16 protein-coding genes and 1 pseudogene are annotated in these 20,249 nt (G+C 65.7%); 8 read left to right on the forward strand and 9 right to left on the reverse strand.

All coding sequences use genetic code 11. The features are described from left to right. The first annotated feature begins 3 nt into the window (after nucleotides 1-3). The 5 genes from SSP08S_RS59750 (at nucleotide 4) to SSP08S_RS56425 (ending at nucleotide 2,525) form a co-directional block, all read left to right on the forward strand. On the forward strand, nucleotides 4-189 hold the full coding sequence (locus tag SSP08S_RS59750; RefSeq protein ID WP_078532598.1) for a hypothetical protein: 186 nt from the start codon (nucleotides 4-6) through the stop codon (nucleotides 187-189). Between the two features lie 85 nt (nucleotides 190-274). Next, the gene (locus SSP08S_RS34295) at nucleotides 275-688 is read left to right on the forward strand and encodes a YciI family protein (protein WP_019072188.1); all 414 of its coding nucleotides are present in this window, start codon (nucleotides 275-277) and stop codon (nucleotides 686-688) included. 5 nt (nucleotides 689-693) lie between these two features. Then, nucleotides 694-1,911, forward strand: coding sequence for an RNA polymerase sigma factor (locus tag SSP08S_RS34300; protein WP_019072189.1), 1,218 nt, complete (start codon nucleotides 694-696; stop codon nucleotides 1,909-1,911). A gap of 9 nt (nucleotides 1,912-1,920) precedes the next feature. Continuing rightward, entirely contained in the window at nucleotides 1,921-2,274 is a 354-nt protein-coding gene (locus SSP08S_RS34305) for a DUF952 domain-containing protein (RefSeq protein WP_019072190.1), read from the forward strand. Then, nucleotides 2,262-2,525, forward strand: a complete 264-nt coding sequence (locus SSP08S_RS56425; RefSeq protein ID WP_019072191.1) for a hypothetical protein — start codon at nucleotides 2,262-2,264, stop codon at nucleotides 2,523-2,525. Before SSP08S_RS34305 ends, SSP08S_RS56425 begins: the two co-directional genes overlap by 13 nt. Here SSP08S_RS56425 and SSP08S_RS34315 read toward each other — a convergent pair. The 6 genes from SSP08S_RS34315 to SSP08S_RS34340 form a co-directional block, all read right to left on the reverse strand. After that, nucleotides 2,512-3,252, reverse strand: a complete 741-nt coding sequence (locus tag SSP08S_RS34315; RefSeq protein WP_019072192.1) for a VOC family protein — start codon at nucleotides 3,250-3,252, stop codon at nucleotides 2,512-2,514. The genes SSP08S_RS56425 and SSP08S_RS34315 overlap by 14 nt on opposite strands. Nucleotides 3,253-3,295: 43 nt before the next feature. After that, a complete protein-coding gene (locus tag SSP08S_RS34320) occupies nucleotides 3,296-3,712 on the reverse strand; it encodes a VOC family protein (protein WP_019072193.1) in 417 nt (138 codons plus the stop codon). A 10-nt stretch (nucleotides 3,713-3,722) separates the two neighbouring features. Further along, nucleotides 3,723-4,133 carry a helix-turn-helix transcriptional regulator gene (locus tag SSP08S_RS34325; protein ID WP_019072194.1) on the reverse strand — a complete coding sequence of 137 codons (411 nt, stop codon included), beginning with the start codon at nucleotides 4,131-4,133 and terminating at the stop codon, nucleotides 3,723-3,725. A gap of 124 nt (nucleotides 4,134-4,257) precedes the next feature. Continuing rightward, nucleotides 4,258-6,534 carry an ABC transporter permease family protein gene (locus SSP08S_RS34330; protein WP_019072195.1) on the reverse strand — a complete coding sequence of 759 codons (2,277 nt, stop codon included), beginning with the start codon at nucleotides 6,532-6,534 and terminating at the stop codon, nucleotides 4,258-4,260. Beyond that, nucleotides 6,531-7,235: an ABC transporter ATP-binding protein gene (locus SSP08S_RS34335; RefSeq protein ID WP_019072196.1), complete on the reverse strand. Its 705-nt coding sequence runs from the start codon at nucleotides 7,233-7,235 to the stop codon at nucleotides 6,531-6,533. The genes SSP08S_RS34330 and SSP08S_RS34335 overlap by 4 nt, the downstream gene beginning before the upstream one ends. Nucleotides 7,236-7,316: 81 nt before the next feature. Next, complete coding sequence (locus SSP08S_RS34340) at nucleotides 7,317-7,655, reverse strand: hypothetical protein (RefSeq protein WP_158697246.1); 339 nt, start codon at nucleotides 7,653-7,655, stop codon at nucleotides 7,317-7,319. Between the two features lie 1,302 nt (nucleotides 7,656-8,957). Between SSP08S_RS34340 and SSP08S_RS34350 the strand changes: the two genes are divergently transcribed. Beyond that, a complete protein-coding gene (locus tag SSP08S_RS34350; protein WP_158697247.1) occupies nucleotides 8,958-13,490 on the forward strand; it encodes an ATP-binding protein in 4,533 nt (1,510 codons plus the stop codon). Nucleotides 13,491-13,727: 237 nt separating this feature from the next. Here SSP08S_RS34350 and SSP08S_RS59755 read toward each other — a convergent pair whose 3' ends face one another. The 3 genes from SSP08S_RS59755 to SSP08S_RS34365 all read right to left on the reverse strand — a co-directional run bounded on the left by SSP08S_RS59755 (nucleotide 13,728) and on the right by SSP08S_RS34365 (nucleotide 18,937). After that, on the reverse strand, nucleotides 13,728-16,325 hold the full coding sequence (locus tag SSP08S_RS59755) for an ATP-binding protein (protein ID WP_078532599.1): 2,598 nt from the start codon (nucleotides 16,323-16,325) through the stop codon (nucleotides 13,728-13,730). Nucleotides 16,326-17,047: 722 nt separating this feature from the next. Then, a complete protein-coding gene (locus tag SSP08S_RS34360) occupies nucleotides 17,048-17,545 on the reverse strand; it encodes an NUDIX domain-containing protein (RefSeq protein WP_043259892.1) in 498 nt (165 codons plus the stop codon). Between the two features lie 36 nt (nucleotides 17,546-17,581). Continuing rightward, nucleotides 17,582-18,937 carry an NsdA family TPR-like regulatory protein gene (locus SSP08S_RS34365; RefSeq protein WP_019072202.1) on the reverse strand — a complete coding sequence of 452 codons (1,356 nt, stop codon included), beginning with the start codon at nucleotides 18,935-18,937 and terminating at the stop codon, nucleotides 17,582-17,584. A 224-nt stretch (nucleotides 18,938-19,161) separates the two neighbouring features. On the opposite strand from SSP08S_RS34365, the gene SSP08S_RS34370 reads away from it, so the two are divergent. Further along, a complete protein-coding gene (locus SSP08S_RS34370) occupies nucleotides 19,162-19,911 on the forward strand; it encodes a hypothetical protein (RefSeq protein ID WP_019072203.1) in 750 nt (249 codons plus the stop codon). A gap of 75 nt (nucleotides 19,912-19,986) precedes the next feature. After that, nucleotides 19,987-20,249, forward strand: a pseudogene (locus SSP08S_RS56430) (aminoglycoside phosphotransferase family protein); the annotation flags it as partial.

A 20,249-nucleotide genomic window follows, 5' to 3' on the forward strand; every position in this document is an offset into this window, starting at 1 on the left:
TGCATGGGCAGAGAAGGGCACACCTGTCCCGTCTGCGGGCAGCCGGTTGCCACCGTCGTCCGGCGGTACAAGACGCTCGGCGCATGGGTGCCGAAGTGGGTGGCCGGCCCGTGCCGGAACCCCGAGTGCGAGGCGTACGTCGGCGAGGGCGCCGAGCCCGGCGCCGAATCCGCCCCGAAAGAATCCTGAACCCGTGTCGAGAATCCCGGCCCGGCTCCGATGTCTCCTGTGAGAGCCGCCCGGCACGGGTGGCCCGAGCCGAAGGAGCGGACTCATGAAGTACCTGGTCATGGTGCAGGGCACGCAGGCGGACTACGACGGCATGCAGGGCAAGCCCACCCCCGGGTCCCCGGCCTGGAGCGAGGCGGAGATCCAGGCCATGTTCGCCCACATGGGTGCCATCAACGACGACCTGTCCGAGACGGGTGAACTGATCGACGCGCAGGGGCTGACCGAACCGGCGAGGACCCGGCTGGTCACGCTGGGCGCGGACGGCAAGGCCGTGATCACCGACGGCCCGTACAGCGAGACCAAGGAACTGATGGCCGGCTACTGGGTCCTGGAGTGCGCGAGCCTGGAGCGCGTCACGGAGATCGCCGACCGCGTCACCCGCTGTCCCCTGCCCGAGGGTGCCGTGAACCGCGCGGTGGTGATCCGCCCCATCCAGGACGGCACCGCGGACGTCTGAGCCGTATGCGCGACACCACCGGCACCACCGGCATCGAAGACCTGCTGCGCCGCCACGCGCCGCAGGTCCTCGGCGCGCTCGTCAGGCGGTACGGCCATTTCGACACCGCCGAGGACGCCGTACAGGAGGCGCTGCTCGCGGCGGCCCGGCAGTGGCCGGAGCGCGGTGTGCCGGAGAATCCGCGCGGGTGGCTGATCCGGGTCGCCTCGCGGCGGCTGACGGACGCGCTGCGCGCCGAGGAGGCGCGGCGGGCGCGGGAGGAGAAGGCGGCGGCTCTCGAGCCCCGCAATCCGTACACGCCCGAGCCGCCGCGCGAGGACGACACCCTCTCCCTGCTCTTCCTCTGCTGCCATCCGGAGCTGACCCCGCCCGCACAGATCGCGCTCACCCTGCGGGCGGTCGGGGGACTGACCACGGCGGAGATCGCCCGCGCGTATCTCGTCCCCGAGGCGACGATGGCGCAGCGGATCAGCCGGGCGAAGGCCAAGGTGCGGGGCGTGCGCTTCGGGCGGCCGGACAACTGGGCCGAGCGGCTGCCCGCCGTCCTGCACACGCTCTACCTGATCTTCAACGAGGGCTATACGGCGACGTCCGGGCCGAGTCTGATCCGGCGCGAACTCGCGGGCGAGGCAGTCCGGTTGACCCGTGCTGTGCACCGGCTGCTCCCGGAGGTCGGCGAAGTGGCGGGGCTGCTCGCGCTGATGCTGCTCACCGACGCCCGCCGGGCCGCCCGCACCGGTCCGCACGGCGAACTCGTCCCCCTCGACGAACAGGACCGCGACCGCTGGGACAGGACGGCGATCGAGGAGGGCGTCGCCCTCGTCACCCAGGCGCTGTCCCAAGGGCCCGCGGGGCCCTACCAGTTGCGCGCGGCGATCGCCGCCGTACACGACGAGGCGCCGTCGGCGCGGGCGACGGACTGGCACGAGATCCTCGGCCTGTACGAGGTGCTGGTGCGCCAGGTCCCCGGCCCCGTCGAACGCCTCAACCGGGCCGTCGCCGTCGCCATGGTCGACGGTCCGCACGCGGGCCTGGCCGAACTGGACCTGGTGGCGGACGAGTTGGGGGAGGGGCACCGCCCCGACGCGGTCCGCGGCCACCTCCTGGAACGGGCCGGCGAGTTCACCGCGGCCCGGGCCGCCTACGAGTCGGCGGCGGCCAGGACCCTCAGCCTGCCCGAGCAGCGCTATCTGCGGGCGCGGGCGGCGCGACTGAGGCCTTAGCGTGGGCGTATGCCGGAATCAGAACCCACCGCCACCCCCGCCACCATCCTCCACATCACCGAACGCGCCCTCTGGGACGCGGCCCGCGAGCGCGGCGCCTACGAGTGGTCGACCCGCGGCCGCACCCTCCAGGAGGAGGGCTTCATCCACTGCTCGACCCGCACCCAACTCCCGCGCGTGGCAGCCTTCTTGTACGGCTCCTACGACGGCCCCGACGACCTCGTGGTCCTGGAGGTGGACCCGGCACGGCTGGACGCACCCCTGAAGTACGAGGCGCCCGAGCCGGGCGGCGAGGAGTTCCCACACATCTACGGGCCGATTCCGGTGGACGCGGTGGTGGGCGTGGAGGTGTGGACGGCTTGAGCCGGTTGTGGCGCCGGGTCCTGGTGGCGTGGGCGGTCGCCGTGGCCGTCGGGGGCGGGCTCACACTGTGGCTGCAGGAGTCCGGCGGGCCGCACGAGCCGTACAGCTGGCAGCTGAACAAGCCTGACGGCGAGACGCCGACGCCGTCGCCGAGTCAGGACGATCAGGACGCGGCGAACGACTGTCCGACGCCCACGGCCTCGCCGTACGACGACCCGCATACGATCTTCGTCTGCCTCAAGGACGGCTAGGCAGCCCGCCGGTCTCCGGGTCGCGGCCGGTCAGGCAGTAGACGCCGCCCGCCGGGTCCCGCATCACGGTCCAGTGCGTGCAGTGGGAGACGACGCTCGCGCCGAGCCGCTCGTGCCGTGCCGTCGTCGTGCCGATGTCCGCGCAGGCCAGGTCGAGATGGGCGGAGGCGGGGCGCTCCTCGCCGAGCCGCTGGAGCAAGATGCGGATCGGCAGGCCGGGCGGCGGCTTGAGCACATGGAACTCGGGGAGTGCGCCCCGCAGTGACGCCCAGTCGGGCAACAGGGCGCTCCAGAAGGCGACTTCGGCGTCGTAGGAGCCGGGTCCGATGTCGAGGGACACCTGGTCGAGGCGGCTGCCGTCCACGACGGGCGGTCGTACGGACTCGCCGTGCCAGGGGACCGCGCAGAACAACTGCCCGGCGGGGGACCGGAGTACGGCCCAGCCGTCGTGCTCGGCGACGGTGTCGGCGCCGAGCGTCAGCGCGGACGCCACGAATGCCGGCACGTCCTCGACGGAGAGGTCGAGGTGCGCCCCGCCAGGGCCGGCCCCGACCCCCTGGACCTTCACGCACGGATCCGCCCCCTCCACCACCAGGGTGACGAACTCCCCCTCGTCACCGCGCGGTTCGGACGGCCGGGTGTCCGTGACGGCCGTCCAGAAGGCGCGGGCGGGGTCGAGGAGCGCGCGCGGGCGGTCGACGAAGGCGTAGGTCCAGCGGATGCTCATGGCGTGATCGTAGGCCGGAGGGCGTGAGCGGCCCCCGTCGTTTTCAGTCCCCGCTGCGCTGCATGAACCGCAGCATGTTCCCGGCCGGGTCCCGGAACGCGCAGTCGCGGACGCCGTACGGCTGGTCCGTCGGCTCCTGGACGACCTCGGCGCCGGACTCCTGGACGCGGGCGTAGAGGGCGTCGCAGTCGGCGGTGGTGAAGTTGACCCCGCGCAGGGTGCCCTTGGCGAGCAGTTCGGCCATGGCCTGCTTGTCGGCGGGGGAGGCGTCCGGGTTCGCGGCCGGGGGCTCCAGCACGATCTCCACGTCCGGCTGCAACGGCGACCCCACGGTCACCCACCGCATGCCCTCGAAACCGACGTCGTTACGGATTTCCAGCTCCAGCACGTCGCAGTAGAAGGCGAGCGCCTTGTCGTGGTCGTCGACGGCGATGAAGCACTGGCGGAGTTTGAGATCCATGGGGGACAGGCTAGGGGCGCAGGGGCGGTCCTGCCCGGTTTGGCCGGGTAAAAGTGCGGGCCACGCAGGACGGGATCACCGCGCCCGCCTCGTGGGAGCGGGCGCGGTAGGCGCTGGGGGTCTCGCCGACCAGTTCGGTGAAGCGCGAGCTGAACGAACCGAGCGAGGTACAGCCGACCGCCATGCACACCTCGGTCACACTGAGATCCCCGCGCCGCAGCAACGCCTTCGCCCGCTCGATCCGCCGCGTCATGAGATAGCTGTACGGCGTCTCCCCGTACGCGGCCCGGAAGCTCCGCTGGAAATGGCCCGGCGACATCAGCGCGGTCCGCGCGATCGAGGCCATGTCGAGCGGCTCGGCGTACTCCCGGTTCATCCGGTCGCGGGCCTGACGCAGCCGTACGAGGTCTTCGCGGTTCACGTCGTCCAGGATGGCACGGGGCCTGCAATTGCCGGGCCGGGAACGACGAAGGGGCCCCGTCGGCGAACCGGCGGAGCCCCATCGCCCATCACCACAAGACCAGTCGGTGGGCTCGGAGACGGAGTCAGTCGCCTTGTGGCCGCCAGGCGATCGCGTGGCGGGCGGCGACGGCGCCACAGGCAAGGGCGACCACCGCACCGGCCAGGGTCACCACGACCAGACCCACGAGAAGAAGTGGCAGGGACATCCAGCCCCCCTTCCCCAAGTTGATCAGCAAGCCGCCGAGCAGGGCTGCCACCAGCGCTCCCACTGCCCCGACGATCCCCAACGGGATCGCGAGGTTCCAGGCGGCGATGCCGCTGTAGAACCGGCGGTCGGTACGGAACGCGGACAGCGGGCCGAGAGCTCTCGCCTGTTCCAGGAAGATTCCCGCGGCTCCCAACGCACCAGCGGCGGCGAGGGCGGCAAGCCCGATCAGGGCCATGTCGAGCAACCAGCGCGTCTGCGCGGCCTGGGCGGCCGATCCGAGGTACCACGATTGACCCGGCAACGCGGTCATGGGACCGATCAGGTGCTGATAGGCGGCCTGCTTGATGCGGTTGAGCCCGCTGTCGCCGTCAGAGTTGAGGACCAGGAAGCCGTACAGGGCCTTGTCCCCGCGCGACGGGGCCTGGCAGGCGCAGACCGACGCGATGGGCGCGCTGACCAGGTCACCGTCCCGCAGCACGTTCGCGCCCATCGGGGTGAGCCGGGTGAAGACGTCCTTCGCGGACTTCGGCGTGGAGGGGCACGAGGTCATCTGTCCCAGGGCGCGAAGGCTCTCGCACGGGCCGGTGAGCCGCACTGTCGGTTCCTCGTCGGCCGGGACACCCGGCTCCGGCGAGTACCGGAGGACCTTCTCAAGGCCCAGGGCGGTGGTGAAACCGGCGGCGGTCGCTGGTATGTCGCGAGAACGGACCTGGACGAGCGCGGCCCCGTACGTCTGGTAGCGGTCTCTGGCCTCGGCTGCCGGCCCGGTGAACTGCGTTGTCAGGACCTGGCCGATGGTGACGAGTCCGAGACCGACCACGAGGGCGGCGCTGAGACGGGCCAGGGTCGCCGGGCGCGCCGCGAGCCACCGACCGGCCACGATGCGTACCGGATCGCCCTTGGCTCCGCCTCGTTCGGCCAGCCGGCGGCCGAGCACCCGCGCGAGGTGTGAAGCCGAGTAGGGAAGCGCGATCAGCGCGACGACGGAACCGGCGACGAAGCCGAACCGGCCCTCCACCTGGCGGTGTTCGGACCCCCAGGCGGCGACGGCCAGCCCGAGGAGGAAGAGGGCGTGGGGCCAGCGAGGGGTCCGGTTGCGTTGCCGGGTCGGCCTGGTGCCGGTCCTGCGGGGCCTGCGGATCGCTGCCAGGACAGTGAGCAGGACCAGACAGGCGAAGACTTCCAGGGCGAGGACGGGCAGGCCGGGCAGGGCGGCCCGCAGGTCGCGAGACCACACCTGGTAACCGGTGAACGGCAGGGTGGGAGAGGTCAGCGACAGCGCGGAGACAATGGCGCACGCCGCCACCACTCCGGTCGCGATCGCCTTCCAGGACTCTCCGGCCAGGACGAGGGCGCGAACTCGTGTGGGCGCTCCCAGTGCGTCGAGGAGGGCGAGGCGGCGGTCACGGGTATCCGCCCGGCTGCGCACGGCCACCAGGATCAGGGCCGCGCACGGGAGGGCCGCCATGAGCAGGATGAGCAGGTCCAGCTCGGCGATTCCCCGATCGAACTGATGGCTGCTCACGAAGAACATCTGCTGGTTCGGGTTGCCGAAGCCGCGCACGTAGGAGTTCGGCTCATATACCTGCGCGAAGAACGCAGGCTGTGCCGGATTGACGTAGGCCACGAGTTCGGCGGCATCGGCAAGCCCGTCCTGGCCTATGGTCCCGGCGAACGATCCGTACCGACGCTCCGTTCCAGGAGCCGCCGCGACGAGCGACGGCGACAGGAACGCCTCGCCGCGCTTGGGCCACCGGTTCAGACCCGGAGGGGGCGGCGTGCCGGGGCGCATCTCGCGCACGAAGATCACGGACACGCTGCGGTCGCCGACCGTGTCCGGCCGCTCCCACCATCGGGCCACCGCGGAACCGGTGTCGCCCTGGGCCACCGAGACGGGGTTGCGGGCCGTCATCCGGTGGTCGCGTTCGGCGTGGACGGTGTGGGCCGCGGCCGAAACCCACAGGGTCAGCAGCGCGAGGAACGCAGCACAGGCCAGCGAGGCCCGGTGCAGTCCGCCGCCGCTGCCCCTGCCGGCACGGTGACCGACGGCCAGCGCGACTCGCAGGCGTCCCCCTCGTCCTCGGGCCGTACGCAGCGGGGACCGGGTCGGAGACGACGCGGTGACGGTCGTCGTGTCGGTGGGCAGGGTCATCGCTGGTTCACCGCACCGTTGCTCTCGTGAATGGGGTGCAGCCTGCCTTCACGCACGGCGAGAACACGGTCCGCCCGAGCGGCGACAGCCGGATTGTGGGTGACGACGACGAGCGCGCAGCCGTGGGATGCGGGAAGGGCGAACAAGAGGTCGGCGACGTTGTCGGAGGTCTCGCCGTCGAGCGCTCCGGTGGGCTCGTCCGCGAGAATGACGCGTGGCTTTCCGATCAGGGCCCTGGCCACCGCGACCCGCTGACGTTCCCCGCCCGAGAGCGATCCGCAGTCGGTGCCGATGACGGAAGCGACTCCCAGGTCGTCGAGGAGCGACTCCGCCCGGGCGTACGTCTCCGATGCGGGAGCGCCGGCCATGAGGGCGGGAAGGGCTACGTTCTCCAGCGGGCTCAGTTCCGGGAGCAGTTCGCCGAACTGGTAGACCATCCCGATGGTGTTCAGGCGGACTGCGGCCCTGCGCCCCGGTGCCAGAGCGGTGACGTCCTGGCCGTCGATGCTGACGGTGCCGTGATCGGGAGACGTGAGTCCTGCGAGACAGCTGAGCAATGTGCTCTTACCGCATCCGCTGGGGCCTGTGATGGCCACGCTCTCACCGTGGTCGACGTGCAGTGTCAGTGAGTTCAGGATCACTCGGCCGGCGATCGTGTACTGCAGATCCCGGGCGTGAACGCCGCTGGGTGTGGGGGGCATGAGGCAACTCCGGTTCCTGGGTCACAGACTGTGAACGGCGGTGGTGCGGGGCCTCGCGCCCCGCACCACCGCCGTCAGTTTCTAGTTGCGGTACTCAAAACTGGACCAGGCGTCCGGAGCGAAGTCGCGGATCTGGTGGGCCTGGTGGCGGTAGACAAGGTTGGTGCTGTCACCGCTCGCGTTGCAGTGGCCGACCCCGCTGTGCTCCGAAACGGTTCCGTGGCTTCCGCTGTCGCGGTAGTAGTTGCTCTCGACATAGTTGCCGTCCTCGTCGCCGTCACAGATCTTGGCGGCCTTCCAGCTGTTGATGGCAGAGGAGCAGCTGTTGTAGGCGCACACCTTCGCTTCCGCGGTCGGAACTCCGACCACAAAGGTGGAGATGGCAAAGAAACCCACTACTATGCCTGCACGCTTTCGCATGAAGACTCCTTCACTGAGGTGGACTGCGATAGTGAAGTGGGCGCGGCGGTGCAACGTCGCGCCCACTGCTGTTGCTTGGACAGCCACTGCGCCGAACTCGGCGACCGCTCCTCGTGCCTTGGCCGCACATGGACGCAACGACTGGCCCCGAGGCTGCGTGAAGCGCCTCGGGAGGCATCACTATCGATCATGAGTCAACAAGCTGCAACTACAATGAATGCAAATATTTCGGAACTCGATGTTCCGTATTCGCGGGGAGTGAAGGCGATGCGGCTACGTGGGCTCTTTGCGGCGGTATGTGCGTGCAGTGATGTCCCGCGTGCTTTACCAGCCGTAGCAGGGTAACGATCCTGCAACTGCCCACTGCCCGGCGTGTGTTGCCGTCTCGGCAGGGCGGTTTCACTGCCTCGTTCGGCTACGCGTCGGGTGGACGGACGGTTCCGCTACCTACTGCGCTGGCGGGCCCGTATTTGTTACTGCCGGGGTAAGCGGGCCCGCACAGTCCTCGCCCTCCGTCGCTGACGCGGGAACTCCATACCCACTGACCTGTGCGGACTGCCCGGCTTCTTGGTTGGGCAGGATGAGCCCCACGCGGAGAGGCGGATCTGCGGGGGAATACGTAAGCGGCTTGTGGACCGTACGCCGACATCGCTGCGAGTACGGCGGCAGCATGGCGAGGCATGGTGAACCTGTGGCGGTGACGACCACAGCCAACAACCGAAGCCCTTCCCTGTCGGCTACCGGGGTTGTGTCGTGCAGGTTTCGCGTCGATCTGTGCCTCGGCCGGTTGAAGCTTGGCGACGACGAGAGCGGCGAGCGCTCTTGCGTTTCGCTGCCTTGGATGAGTGCCGATGGTTGCGGATGCAGCTGTACCTTTCGTTGCCGCTGTCGTACACCTCGATACGCAGCACAGTGGCGAGGTCACATGCCGGGGAGGCGTCCTCGTCTGCCGTCGTCGACGTGGACGGGAACGACTAAAGAGGCCCGGCCGGCGAACCGGCAGAGCCCCTTCCCCATACCCACTGACCTGCGATGGTGCACCGATCGCCGGTCGGGCCGGGCCGACTGGTTGTCAGGCCTTCTTGGTCTCCTAGTAAACGGCCAGGTCGGTGACCTGTGGCGATGGTTGCTACAAGTCGCTGACCTGGTCTTTTCTCGATGGCTGGCGATGGGATGCGACGGTCTTGATCGGGTGTCCTGCGGACTGTGTGCGGACTGAGCACACTGGGCAGGCGGGGCACCGTGATCGCAGCCCGGCCGTCGGGGCGCCTGCTGTCAGTGGGCACTGCGAGAATCGGGCCCATGGCGGGAGATGTGTTCGGCTTTCATGCGCCTCGTGTCTGCAGAATCCGTAGCGCGCATGCCACAGCGGAGGATTCAATTCCGCGAGTCACCGAGGCGTTTCGCACCGGGGATGACGGTGTGATCACCGAGGCAGAGCGGCTACGTGAGGGTGCGCTGGCACTTCCTGCCGTGGTCGCGACGGCCGGAGCGATGGTCGTGCTAGGCGAGCCGGGAGCGGGGAAGACCACCGTTCTGAGGCATGTCACCAACATGCTGCCCCGCGTTGTGGACACATGGGACCCGGGCACCGACGCATGTTTGTGGGTGGCAGGTGGGGACTTGACTGAGAACTCTTACCTGGAGGAGCTGGGCTGCCATCTTGAGTCGTTGCCCCCAGAGGGAGACGCTGCCGCAGACGCTGGAGTGCTGTGGGTGGTCTTGGACCAGGCAGACGAGAGCTCGCTGCGTCAACGTTTGCCGGGGCGGTTGAAGAAGTCGTTGCGTGGTCGGGATACCGGCCGGGTTCGGTTTCTCATGGCCTGTCGCACGGCGGACTATCCGCAGACGCTGACCCCCGTGCTGTCTGAGGCGTTCGGGGCGTGTTGGTGTGTCGACTTGGTCCCGTTGAGTCGCAATGAGGCCGTGGCGCTGGCCGACAGCGCTGACGTACCGGGTGAAGAGCTGGTAGCAGCGGCCGAAGAGGTCGGCGCAGCCGTACTCGCTGGCGTTCCCTTGACCCTGGAATTGCTGGTGTTGACTTACCGGGTTGACGGCCGGTTGCACGGCACGCCGCAGGAACTGTTTGCCCGCGGCGTTGTGCACCTCGCGGAGGATCACGACCAACACAGAGAACGTAGAGCTGTGACCACAACCGTCCCGCAGCGGCTCACGGTGGCGGGACGTATTGCTGCCTGGATGATGCTTTCCGGGCACCGAACAGTTTGGCGCGGCCGCGCGTTCGAGGCTGGCCCATACGACCTGGAGGGGGGCGCACTGGCCGACGGCCAGGAGCGGACCGTAGGGGGCGCATTCGACGTCACGCGTCAGACGGTGGAGGAAACCTTGGAGACGGCGCTGTTTACGGCGCCGGACCAGAACAGGGTGGCGTTCCGGCACTCCTCCATGGCCGCGTACCTCGCGGCCCGGTATCTCACTGACCGGGAAACGACACAGCAGCAACTGGAAAACCTCTTCCTGGTTCGGGCACCGGGCGGAGAAACGGCCAGCATTCCTGCGCCTCTCCGGGAGACTGCCGCTTGGCTGGTGGCCATGAACCCCACGGCCACCGATTGGCTGGCTGCTGCCGACCCCGAGAGCCTGGCTGTGCACAGTTCCCTGGTGCGCTCCGACGAGGTCCGTCGGCTGACCGTGAGTCGGTTGCTTGAGCGCGCGGCTCAAGTCGAACTGAGTGACACGCGCTGGCAGCTTTCACAGTGGGACCTGCGGCACCCGCTGTTTGCGGATCAGCTTGCCGATGTGTTGGAGACAGCCCCGAGTGAAGGCGCGGCCGACTGGCAGACCACAGCAAGAATCCGCCTAGCCATACAACTGGCCCAGGAGGCCGGCACGGCGCACCCCAGGCTGGCCGATGCACTCCTACGACTTGTAGAGAACGACGCTTGGCACCAGACGGAGCGGCGCCTGGCAGCGCGCGCGGCGTTTACCTGCGGCGAGGCTGGCCGTACCGTGCCTGTCCTTACCAGAGTCCTTGCCTCGCTCGCCGAGCCCTCTTACGCGGTGCGCGTGGATCCTGACCTAGATCTGCGGGGGACTCTGCTGACCCTTCTGTGGCCGGACCACTTGGACATGGCCTCGGTACTTTCCGCACTCCGCCCTCCGCCTCCCGGAATGTACGGTAATTACGCCCAGTTCTTGAGAAAAATGCCTAGTCAGTGCGCGGACGAACACCTGCTAGAGCTTCTGGCCTGGGCTCAGAAAACCGTTCTCAAACAGGAGCCATCGGAGAGCAGCGGCTTCGTCTTCTCCCCTCATCGCCTTGAGACTCCACTGATCGACTCCATAATCGACCGTACGCTCCGGAGCGGTGACGTCGAACAGCATCTGAGTTCCCTTGCGAAGATCATCATGGGCCTCCTCCGCGAGCACAACAAGGTCCGCCTTCCTGACTGCTTGCAACCTGACGAGCATGGGCAAGAGTCCGCGCACATTCTGTTTCTCCGCAGGCTCCTGACCAACGCTCTCGTCAGCGAGGCCGTAAAGGCAGAGATTGACCCTCGTGAAGCGGCATATCTGATTGTTTACGACTGGGACCGCCGACCGCCGCTGCGGTGGAACAATGCTTCCCTGGCTCCCGAATCAGCTATCCGCTACCAGTTGGTGGATGGAGCGGATTTCGCATGGGGGCTAGATCAGGTGGTTGCGGCGGCTGCGTCCGGGGACGAAGCGCTCGTCGCTGCGTATGGTGAACTGGTCTCATGCCTTTTTCTGCACGGCGACTACCAGGCGTTCGAGCTGGCCTACGATGACCAGCACCCGGCTTGGCCCTATGTGAGCCCCTTCTATGAACCGATTGCTCTCGACAGCAGACAGGCGCAGTCGCTGCGCCGGAGCCATGAAGCCTCGAACGGTCCTTGGCCAGAAGCCGTGGAGTTCCTTGCTGAGCAGGTGCACCTACTTACCGAGGCAAGGGATGGAAACAACGACAGTCTGTGGTGGTTTCTGTGGCGTCTGCGGGTTACACCACAGACGGGCAGAGTAGATGACCTGTCGGGCCCCATTTCCACCTGGCCAGGGGCAGTCGCACTCGACAACGACCTGTCGGACCTGCCCGAACTCGCACTGCGCTACCTTGCCACCGAAAACGACCATGCTGATTCCTGGCTCCAGAACTCCCAGCACAATAAGCGATCCTGGGCCGGATACGCGCTGTTGGTCGAGTTGCACGGCTGCAACCGGCTCGCCGAACTGCCTCCATCTGCGTGGAAATCGTGGACCGCCGCGATTCTTACGGAGATCTTGGGCATTTCAACGAGCTTCATGGAGCCAGTTCGGATCGACCTTTTGCGCCTGGCCAGCCTGCACGCGGCCGAGTTCATGGCCAGGCGCATTACCCAACTGGTCCTGGCAGCCATCTCGAATGCTCGACAGCCCATTGAAATTAGCTCTATCGATCCGCGCTGGGCCACGGAGCTGCGCACGGCGATGGAGTACCTCGCCACGGAAATCTCAGCCTCTCTCGGGGTCGTGCCGATGGTTGCCGATGGTGCAGAGTCGGGCGTGCCGGCAGTAGAAGAAGCGGTCCTGGTCGTGCCAGACAGCGAAGAAGCACGAGGGGTCGTGTTGAGCACTTGGCATAGCATCCTTAGTTCCCTCCTGAGCGTAGGGAGCAGGACCGCCTACAACCTCATCGACAGCGCTCTCGGCGTGTCTCTCGAACGTCCGTTGAGTACGAGGATTGCAGTCCTGGCAGCCCAAGTTCTGTTGGCTACTGACGCAGAGGCGCACTGGCCACGTATCAAGACTCTCGCCGTGGCAGACGATGAATTCGGTCGCCGTCTGGCCGAAGCGTGCGCAAGAGCCGAAACCGTGCGGATCCAAAGCTCCCTTGATGAGGCGGGCGTTGCTGATCTGTACTTGTGGCTCAGTGGTTTGTATGCCCCCGAGCAGGACCAGAACCTTCTCGAAGCACACTGGGTGAGCGCGGAGGAGCAAGCGAGAGAATGGCGAGAACGCCTGCTACCTGAGTTGAGCCAACGGGCTACTGCGGAGGCCGTCCACCAGTTGCGACAGCTGTCTGCCCGTTACCCTGAGAGACTTGCAGTGGCTGCTGCACTTGTCTCGGCCACGAAGCAGTATGCCGCCGCCAACTGGACTCAAGTGCGAGCCGAAGATGTGATGAGGGTTCTCCAGGAACCGTCACGGCGTGTCATCCGCGCTACCACAGATCTCATGGACGTAGTACAGGAGATCTTGGAAGAGATTGGCCGAGATATCCCCTCACATGGTGAGCTGCTGTGGGACCGCACGCCGGGTAAGCGCTCTCGGAAGAGGCCCGTAACAGCAGCGGACGATGAGGCCATCCCGGACGCCTGGCGTCCCAAGCCCGAATCCGCCCTGTGCGCTTACCTCGCACACGAGCTGAATCTGAGGTTGGCCGGCCACCGAGTCGCAGTGAACCGGGAGGTACTGATTCACCCCACGGACCCCTACGGTGCGGGTGACCGCACCGACATCCTAATCGAGGCGCTTTCCTCACTCGGTGATCAGCCCAGCGCGGCTTCGGGGGCAAACGTGAAACTGGTCATCGAGGTCAAGGGCGCCTGGAATGACGAGGTTCTGACAGCCCAGCAGGAGCAGTTGTCGGGGAGGTACTTGCCCGAGGCTAGGACGAACGCAGGTATCTTTCTCGTCGGCTGGTACCCGATTGAGCTCTGGGACGCCCCAGGTGACAAACGTAAGACGCAGGCGAAGAAGCTGGAGCCTGACACTCTGTTGGCTGATCTACAGGATCAAGCGGTATGCCTTTCTCACGCGGAGTCCTTTGACCTACGCCCGTTGGTGATCACCATTCCGCGGCCGCATAAGCTGTAGTTTGCGGCGTCCCATTGTGCAGGATGTGCAGTACGCAGAGTTTCATCCGCATCGTGGACCATGCCTGCGCGGCAGGGATGGTGCGGCGACCCTGCCTACTACATAGCCCAGACTGCCGCGAGTAGCGAGTGTAAGACCGCCTGCCTGATACGGGGGCATGTGTCTGATGTGGGGGTTCCCCCTTGACGTCGTAGACCGCTTCTGAGGCGGTCACGCCCTGGATTCATCCCGAAGGCCCTATCCTCCGGCTCCGTCGCCAATCGAATCGCTGGGTACGCTCCGCCCTTCGCCTTCGTATTCTTTCCGGAGATGCGAGACCATCTCGGGGTAATTATCGGCAATTGCGCGCAACTCAGTTGCGTACTTTGTTACGAGATCAAGTCGATCCAAGTCGGCGCATATGATCATTGCCGCAAGACATGAAGCCCCCCGAAGATATGGAGATACGACGCCATCTCCGATTCGCATAGCCTCTTCGGCATGGAAAAGGGCTTGCTCGTTTTCGTCTATGTCCTTAAAAGCAAGTGAGAGGTTCTCGTGGGCGCTAACCGCGTCTCTCACTTCTCCATGCCTGAGGAATACTTCGATTGCCTTGTTGGCGGCACCCTGGGCAAGGTCTACCTTTCCTGCCTTGAAGAGCATCGGTACTTGTCCCAGCAGGGTACGAGCAAGTCGGAGTTCATCCCCAAGAGCGCTGAGTACCGAAACGGCCTGCTCGAAAAGCGGCTCAGCCTCTGCATCCCTGTCGAGCTCCACCAATAGGACTGCGGCGTTAGCTTTCGCCAAAGCTTCCCCGGACACATTTCCGCATGCGCGAGATCGCTCTATGTCTTCAAGGTGAAGACTCAACGCTTCTTGCGCCTTATGCTGATGCCTCAGGCTGATAGCGAGGTCGTTGCATACCATGCTCACCTTGTGAGGGTTTCCAACGCTCTCGAATATTTTTAGCGCTTCGCGCTGATAGCTCTCAGATTTGGAAAATTCGCCAATTTCCATATGGGTTAGCGCAAGTGTGTTCATTGTCTCGGCTGCACCCGGCACATCACCAGCCTCGATGCAGATTTCGAGATCTTGTTTGAAGTGTTCAATAGCCTCGTGGGCACGCCCGGAAGCCCGGTGTACCGTACCCAGGTTATAGAGAGCCTGCCCCATTTCGTGGCGCAGGCCAAGCTCCCTGCTTAGTGAAAGGCTCTCTTCCAGTAGCGGCTGTGCCCCTGTTACATCCCCGACGTCCACGCGTAGACAGCCGAGCAGTTTTGCGGCATTAGCTATGAGCATCTTGTCCTGCGCCTTTTGCGCTCTGGGATAGATGGCTGAAGCTAAATCCAGAGCCGGCTGGAACTCTCTCCGATAGCGTAGAAGATTCGCCTTGGAGCTGAGCATCGGCACGTCAAATAGTGGGTCTGGGTGCGATCCTATGATCGAGACCCCCCGGTTCACCACATCCTCCCACGCCTGCCAATCTCCTACGACTTCGCAAGCGAAAGAGAGTTGGATTGCAAGTGCCTTCGCTCTATCTGTATCGCCAGCTCTAAGCAGCAAATCGATTGCGGCTGAGGCGTTTGCAGATTCGTCTGCAACCCAGGCAGCTGCCTCCTCGATCGAACCAATCTTAGCCACAGGCGCGGAAGGGAATTCAAACCTTCCGATCTGGCCATTCAGGGTTAGATTCGCCTTCAGTGCTGAATAGGACAGCCAATCGAGCATTCGAGAAGAGGCGGCGGCGGTCTTCTTGAGCGAGTCGCGCTCGAATTGCTCCTGGGCGTAGAGCCTGATCAGGTCGTGGAATCTGTATCGTCCTGCACGCTGAGACGCCTCAATCAAATTCGCCTCAGAGAGCTTGCGGAGCACCGTTTTTGCGCTTCGCTCGTCTGAATCATTCAATGCAGCACACAGAGTGGCGCCGAAGTCTCCTCCTGGCGCCAATGAGAGTCTTTTTAGTGAGTTTCTAGCGCTCTTCCCTAAATTGCGAAAAGATAGGTTGAAGGCAGCCCGAACTGCGAGGTCGCCTGCTTCCAGGGCTCCCAGTCGATTTCGCTGATCAGTTAACTCCTCCAGTAAATCAGCCATCGTTGCTGTCCGTAGCCGATTTCCCGCAATTCGGAGAGCGAGTGGTAAATGGCCACAGAGGACCCCGACCTCGCGCGCACTGGAAACATCAAGATCTACAACTTCAGCCCCGACGGTCTTGCGAAGAAAAGTCAGAGATGAGTCGCCATCAAAGATGTCAAGGAATAGGTGATAGGCGGCCTCAAGGCCGCTCAGATTAAACCTGCTAGTAACGAAAACGAGGGCTTCACCCCCTGGGGGGATAAGGGGGCGCACTTGAGCTTCGCTGCCAGCGTTGTCCAGAACTATTACCACTTTGCGGTGGGTGAACTCGCGTCTATATCGATCCAGCCTTGCATCATCACTTGCCGGGATCTCGTCTTCAGCAACCCCAACTCCTGCGAGAAACCGTCCCATAATCTCCTCGGGGAGCGTTGGATTGCTCTCAATCCCCCGGAGGTCCGCATAGAGTGCGCCATCCTTGTAATGACTGGCCACTTTGTAGGCTACATGTAGAGCTAGGGTTGTTTTGCCGACGCCTGGTTTACCTGTTACCAGTATGACCATTCGGTTTACCGAGGAGATCCCGATTTCAATCTCGGAGACCTCTCGGTTGCGGCCCGTGAAGTCGGGAATTTCGGGTGGTAGGGAATTAGGAGAATTCCATGCCCTACTATGATCGACTTCATTCCGAAAGGTCACTGGACCGGTAAAGATGTATCCATTGTTGTCATTGCCGACAGCTACAGCTCCTGTAGCGCTCGCTACGGTTTTTGAGGTGCGCATCTGTCACTGCCCCTGTGCTCTTTACGCCTCAGTTTCGATAGAGGATTCGTTGTCTCCTCCGATGGCCACCGATCCTGGGCCCTGGGCGATGACTCCGCTATTCGGTGTACTAGCGGGCGACGCAGTGCCGCTCGATCGGGTTTTTATCCTCTCGCCCCGCGATGACCCGCCGATCGCCACCGATCCGGCACCCTGTGCGGCCACGGGCACCTGTCCATCCTGGTTCGGTCGCAAGGTCAGATACAGCTGAAGCCCGGCCCCTACGACTACGAGCACCACGAGTGCTATGCACCAGCCCCAAGTGGGCCTGCTCGTTGCAGCGTTGGTTACGACCCCGCTCGCAGCAGCTACAACGACGGTAAGTGCTGCAGCGCCTCCCCGCTTGGCTGAACTCGACACACGCATCCCCTGGTCCGGTCGTTACAAGTCTGAACCGAGATGTGTCTATCGCATGGGCCGCTGTCTTGTGAACGCTCTTCGGAACTTGTCTGCATCGCGCGCATTCCGGCGAGAAGGTGTCTGGAAAGCCTCGTTTCGAGTTAGGGCTCTCACGGTCTGTCGCAGGTGGAGCATGGTTGTGGTGGTACATCGCGTTGTCTGGACTGGCAGCCAGGTAGCCACAGACAATGAGGGGGCCAAACACGCCAGCGGCCGGTCTTGGGTGTCGAGTACGAGCAGGGGAGGCCCGCTCTGGGAACGGGGCGAGTTGCCTCGGCGTCTCTTCACCAGCCGTCGAGGGAGACTTCCGGGCCTCCGGCGAGGTAGCGATGCAGGGCACGGGCGGTGGTGTCCACGAATTCCTTGGGGATGGCGTCCGCGTCAACCCAGCAGACCTGGGCGTGCTTGCGCGGTTCGCGGTTCTCTGGTTCGCCGGTCCACTCATTGGCGGCGAAGACAACGGTGAGGAAGCCGTTGGGAGCTTCAACTCCCCAGGCGCTGTGGATGATGTGGGCGACCTTCAGGGACTCCGGCTTCACCGTCAGCCCGGTCTCCTCGTAGAGCTCGCGCACCGCCGTCTCGGTGACAGGCTCCCCGGGCTCACTCTTACCGACGGGAAGATCCCACATGCCCTGAGCGAACTTGGCGCTCTCGCTGCGCTGGAGGAGCACAACCTGGTTGGTGGCCTTGTCGTGGACGATGACGGCGGCGACTAGCAAGGTCATGGATTCGAGGGCGGGCGGTAGGGCTTTGGGCTGGTCGTCGGTTGTCCGCTGAGCCACGGCTGGTGTCCCTTCGTCGGCCGGTTGGTGGGCAGCTTAGGCCAGTGCTTCGCGTGCGCGGCGGGCGAGTTCGGCAGCTCCGGGCACCTTGCGTCGCTGGTAGATGGAGAGGGTGGAGCGGAGCGAGGTGATGGCTTTGCGGGTGCGGTCGGAGGTCATGCCCTCCATGAGGGTCAGGGTCTGTCCCCAGGCATCAACGGCTTCGTCGGCGCGAGCCTGGGCGGCGAGGCTGTCGCCGAGGTCGGCGTAGGTGAGGGCATGGACGCGCTTGTACTTCTCTGGATCCCAGCGGATCAGGGCGTCTCGGTGCTGTTGCTCGGTGCCGATGTGGTCGGCGAGGTCGGTGAGGGTGCGGGCGGTGTGGCTGGCGACGGTGCCGGCGGCGGGGCCGCTGACACGGGAGTAGCTGGGCTGAGGTACGTCGTCGCGTAGGAGAGCGTCTTCGGCGGCTAGCAGGGCACGGGCCGCTGCGGGCCTCTCACCAACGGCGGCGAAGGCACGAGCGTGGGTGATGTGGAGGAGCGCCTCGGTCTGACCGTCGACATGGCCCAAGCCGCGAGTGAGGGCGCCTTCGACGAGATCGACGCAGTGGTGGGGCTGCTTGAGGCTGAGGGCCTGGTGGGCGAGGGCCCGCATCATCCAGGCGGCGTGACCTTGCGGGTCGGCTTCCCAGGCGAGCTGGTAGCCGACCTGGTAGTAACGCTGGGCTGCGCCCTCCTGACCGAGGTCGTGGTGCTTCCACCCTGCCAGGTAGGCGAGTTCGGCCACGGCGCCGAAGGCTACGCGTCGTAAAACTTCGCTCGGGAAGCGGCCCCGGAGCATGGGGGCAGCGGTGTCAGCAAGGTAGGCGGTGACCGTGGTCAGGCCGTGACCGCCGCCGAGACGTTCGTCTGCCGCGCTGAAGGCCGCGGTGATCTGCCGTACGACGTCCACGTCCTCCGCTCCGACCACGGACGTGCCGGTTCGGGCACGAAGCATGCGGGCAGTGGCCTCGTGGTCGTGGGCGAGCGGCATGGCGACGCCGGCGGTGGTGAAGGCGGCCACCGCGAGGAAGCGGCGGCGCTCAACATCGGCCCGGCCGAGGTCAGTTGCGGCGAGAACCGGATCCCCTTCGGTCGCCCCCTCGCCATCAGGTGCGCGTAGGCCGATCTCGGTCTGGGTGATGATGCGGCCCGTGCGGCGGGAGAGGGCTTCGGCGAGGTACTGGCCGGTTCGGCCGGTGGGCTGGCGGGTGCCGTTGGCCCAGTGGGAGACGGCCGACTTGTTGGTCTGGAGGATCTCGCCGTTCTCGGCCGCGATGCGCCGGACGTCTCTCGCCAGGGCCTCGTAGGTGCAGCCGGTCGCGGCAATGGTGTCGCGCAGGCGGGAGTTGGGGTCTCTCGGCGCTGCCACGCTCGCCTCCCGTCCGGGGCTGTAAACCGCGTATACCGCTTCAACTGCCTCTCACCGTACCCACTGTGCGTGACGGAGTGTTCACTAATCATCAGCCGCCCGGCCCCGGTCCGACACCGTGACCAGGCTCCCCCTTCGGCCGGGCGGCCCCCGAAGTTCCGTACGCCTACACCGGGTTCGGGCATTCCTGTGCCCGGACCCGGCCGATCAGAGACGGAGACACGGTGACCACCATCGACACCGCGGCCATCACGGTCGTACTGCCCGAGGCGTTCGACGAGCGCTGGAGCCGCCTGCCCGGCATCCAGATCGACGGCCGGCGCATCACCATCGACCCGGCCGAGTACTTCTTCCGCTTCGAGTCCAGCACGTGGCTCGTCGCCGACTGGGAGCTGGTCAAGTCCCAGCTCCTGGAGGTGGAGGAGACAACCGAGAGCGCGGTCGAGCAGCTCGCGCTGGAGTTCATCAAGACCCACGCCGAATCCACCTCGGACGCAGCCCAGGTGCTCGCCACCGCCTACGAGGTGTACGCCTACCTCTTCCGCGACGAGCACCTCCCCGCCCTCGGCCTGCCGCAGTTCACCGCCGACCACCTGCGGATGCTGCGCGAGGCGGCCACGCTGATGGCGCTGAACAAGGTCGAGTTGGACGGACACATCTCCAACGTCGGCCCGTGCTGGTTCTTCCCCGCCGCCACCTCCGTCGTCTTCAACCTGGACGACGAGACCGGCGGCATGCTCGACGAGGTCTACCACGGCGGCTGGTTCAACGAGCACCGCCGCATCGAGGCCATCAAGGCCCACGCCTCCCTCGGCGGACGGCTCGTGCACGGCTGCCAGTCCGTGCCCGACCAGTCCGGTGGCGTCGTGACGCCCTACGGTGCCTCGATGACCGCCTTCCGCGACGACCTCGCCGCCTTCAAGTCCGGCTGGATCGAGCAGGTCTACGCCCACCGCGTGGCCCCGGCCGCGTAGCACCACCGTCCTGGCTCCGGGGCGGGCCGGCATCTCTCGCCCGCCCCGGACGCCACCAACCCCCCGGAGCCCCACGTGACCGCGAACCCCAGCACCGAACTCCTCGACAACCTGCTCACCCTGGCCAGCCGCACCACCGCCGTTCGCGAGGAGGTGCGTGTGTGGTCCATGTCCGGCGTCGAGCGACTGACCTTCCCCGACGGCACCACCGCCATCTTCAAGTACGCCAAGAGGCCCTTCGACAGCGAGGACCAAGCCCTCCGGCTGGCCCACACCCTCCGCGTCCCGGTGCCCACCGTTCACGCCTCCGCAGTACTGGACGGCTGGCTCGGCATGCT

The sequence above is a fragment of the Streptomyces hokutonensis genome (genome assembly GCF_000376565.1).
In the GTDB taxonomy this organism is placed as follows: Bacteria; Actinomycetota; Actinomycetes; order Streptomycetales; family Streptomycetaceae; genus Streptomyces; species Streptomyces hokutonensis.

Excerpts from the sequence above, each read along its gene's own strand:
- SSP08S_RS34305 (WP_019072190.1), top strand. The coding sequence starts at position 1,921 with ATGCCGGAATCAGAACCCACCGCCACCCCCGCCACCATCCTCCACATC.
- SSP08S_RS59755 (WP_078532599.1), bottom strand. The coding sequence starts at position 16,325 with ATGCGCACCTCAAAAACCGTAGCGAGCGCTACAGGAGCTGTAGCTGTC.
- SSP08S_RS59750 (WP_078532598.1), top strand. The coding sequence starts at position 4 with ATGGGCAGAGAAGGGCACACCTGTCCCGTCTGCGGGCAGCCGGTTGCC.
- SSP08S_RS34320 (WP_019072193.1), bottom strand. The coding sequence starts at position 3,712 with ATGGATCTCAAACTCCGCCAGTGCTTCATCGCCGTCGACGACCACGAC.
- SSP08S_RS34340 (WP_158697246.1), bottom strand. The coding sequence starts at position 7,655 with ATGCGAAAGCGTGCAGGCATAGTAGTGGGTTTCTTTGCCATCTCCACC.
- SSP08S_RS34315 (WP_019072192.1), bottom strand. The coding sequence starts at position 3,252 with ATGAGCATCCGCTGGACCTACGCCTTCGTCGACCGCCCGCGCGCGCTC.
- SSP08S_RS34350 (WP_158697247.1), top strand. The coding sequence starts at position 8,958 with ATGGCGGGAGATGTGTTCGGCTTTCATGCGCCTCGTGTCTGCAGAATC.
- SSP08S_RS34300 (WP_019072189.1), top strand. The coding sequence starts at position 694 with ATGCGCGACACCACCGGCACCACCGGCATCGAAGACCTGCTGCGCCGC.
- SSP08S_RS34335 (WP_019072196.1), bottom strand. The coding sequence starts at position 7,235 with ATGCCCCCCACACCCAGCGGCGTTCACGCCCGGGATCTGCAGTACACG.
- SSP08S_RS34295 (WP_019072188.1), top strand. The coding sequence starts at position 275 with ATGAAGTACCTGGTCATGGTGCAGGGCACGCAGGCGGACTACGACGGC.
- SSP08S_RS34330 (WP_019072195.1), bottom strand. The coding sequence starts at position 6,534 with ATGACCCTGCCCACCGACACGACGACCGTCACCGCGTCGTCTCCGACC.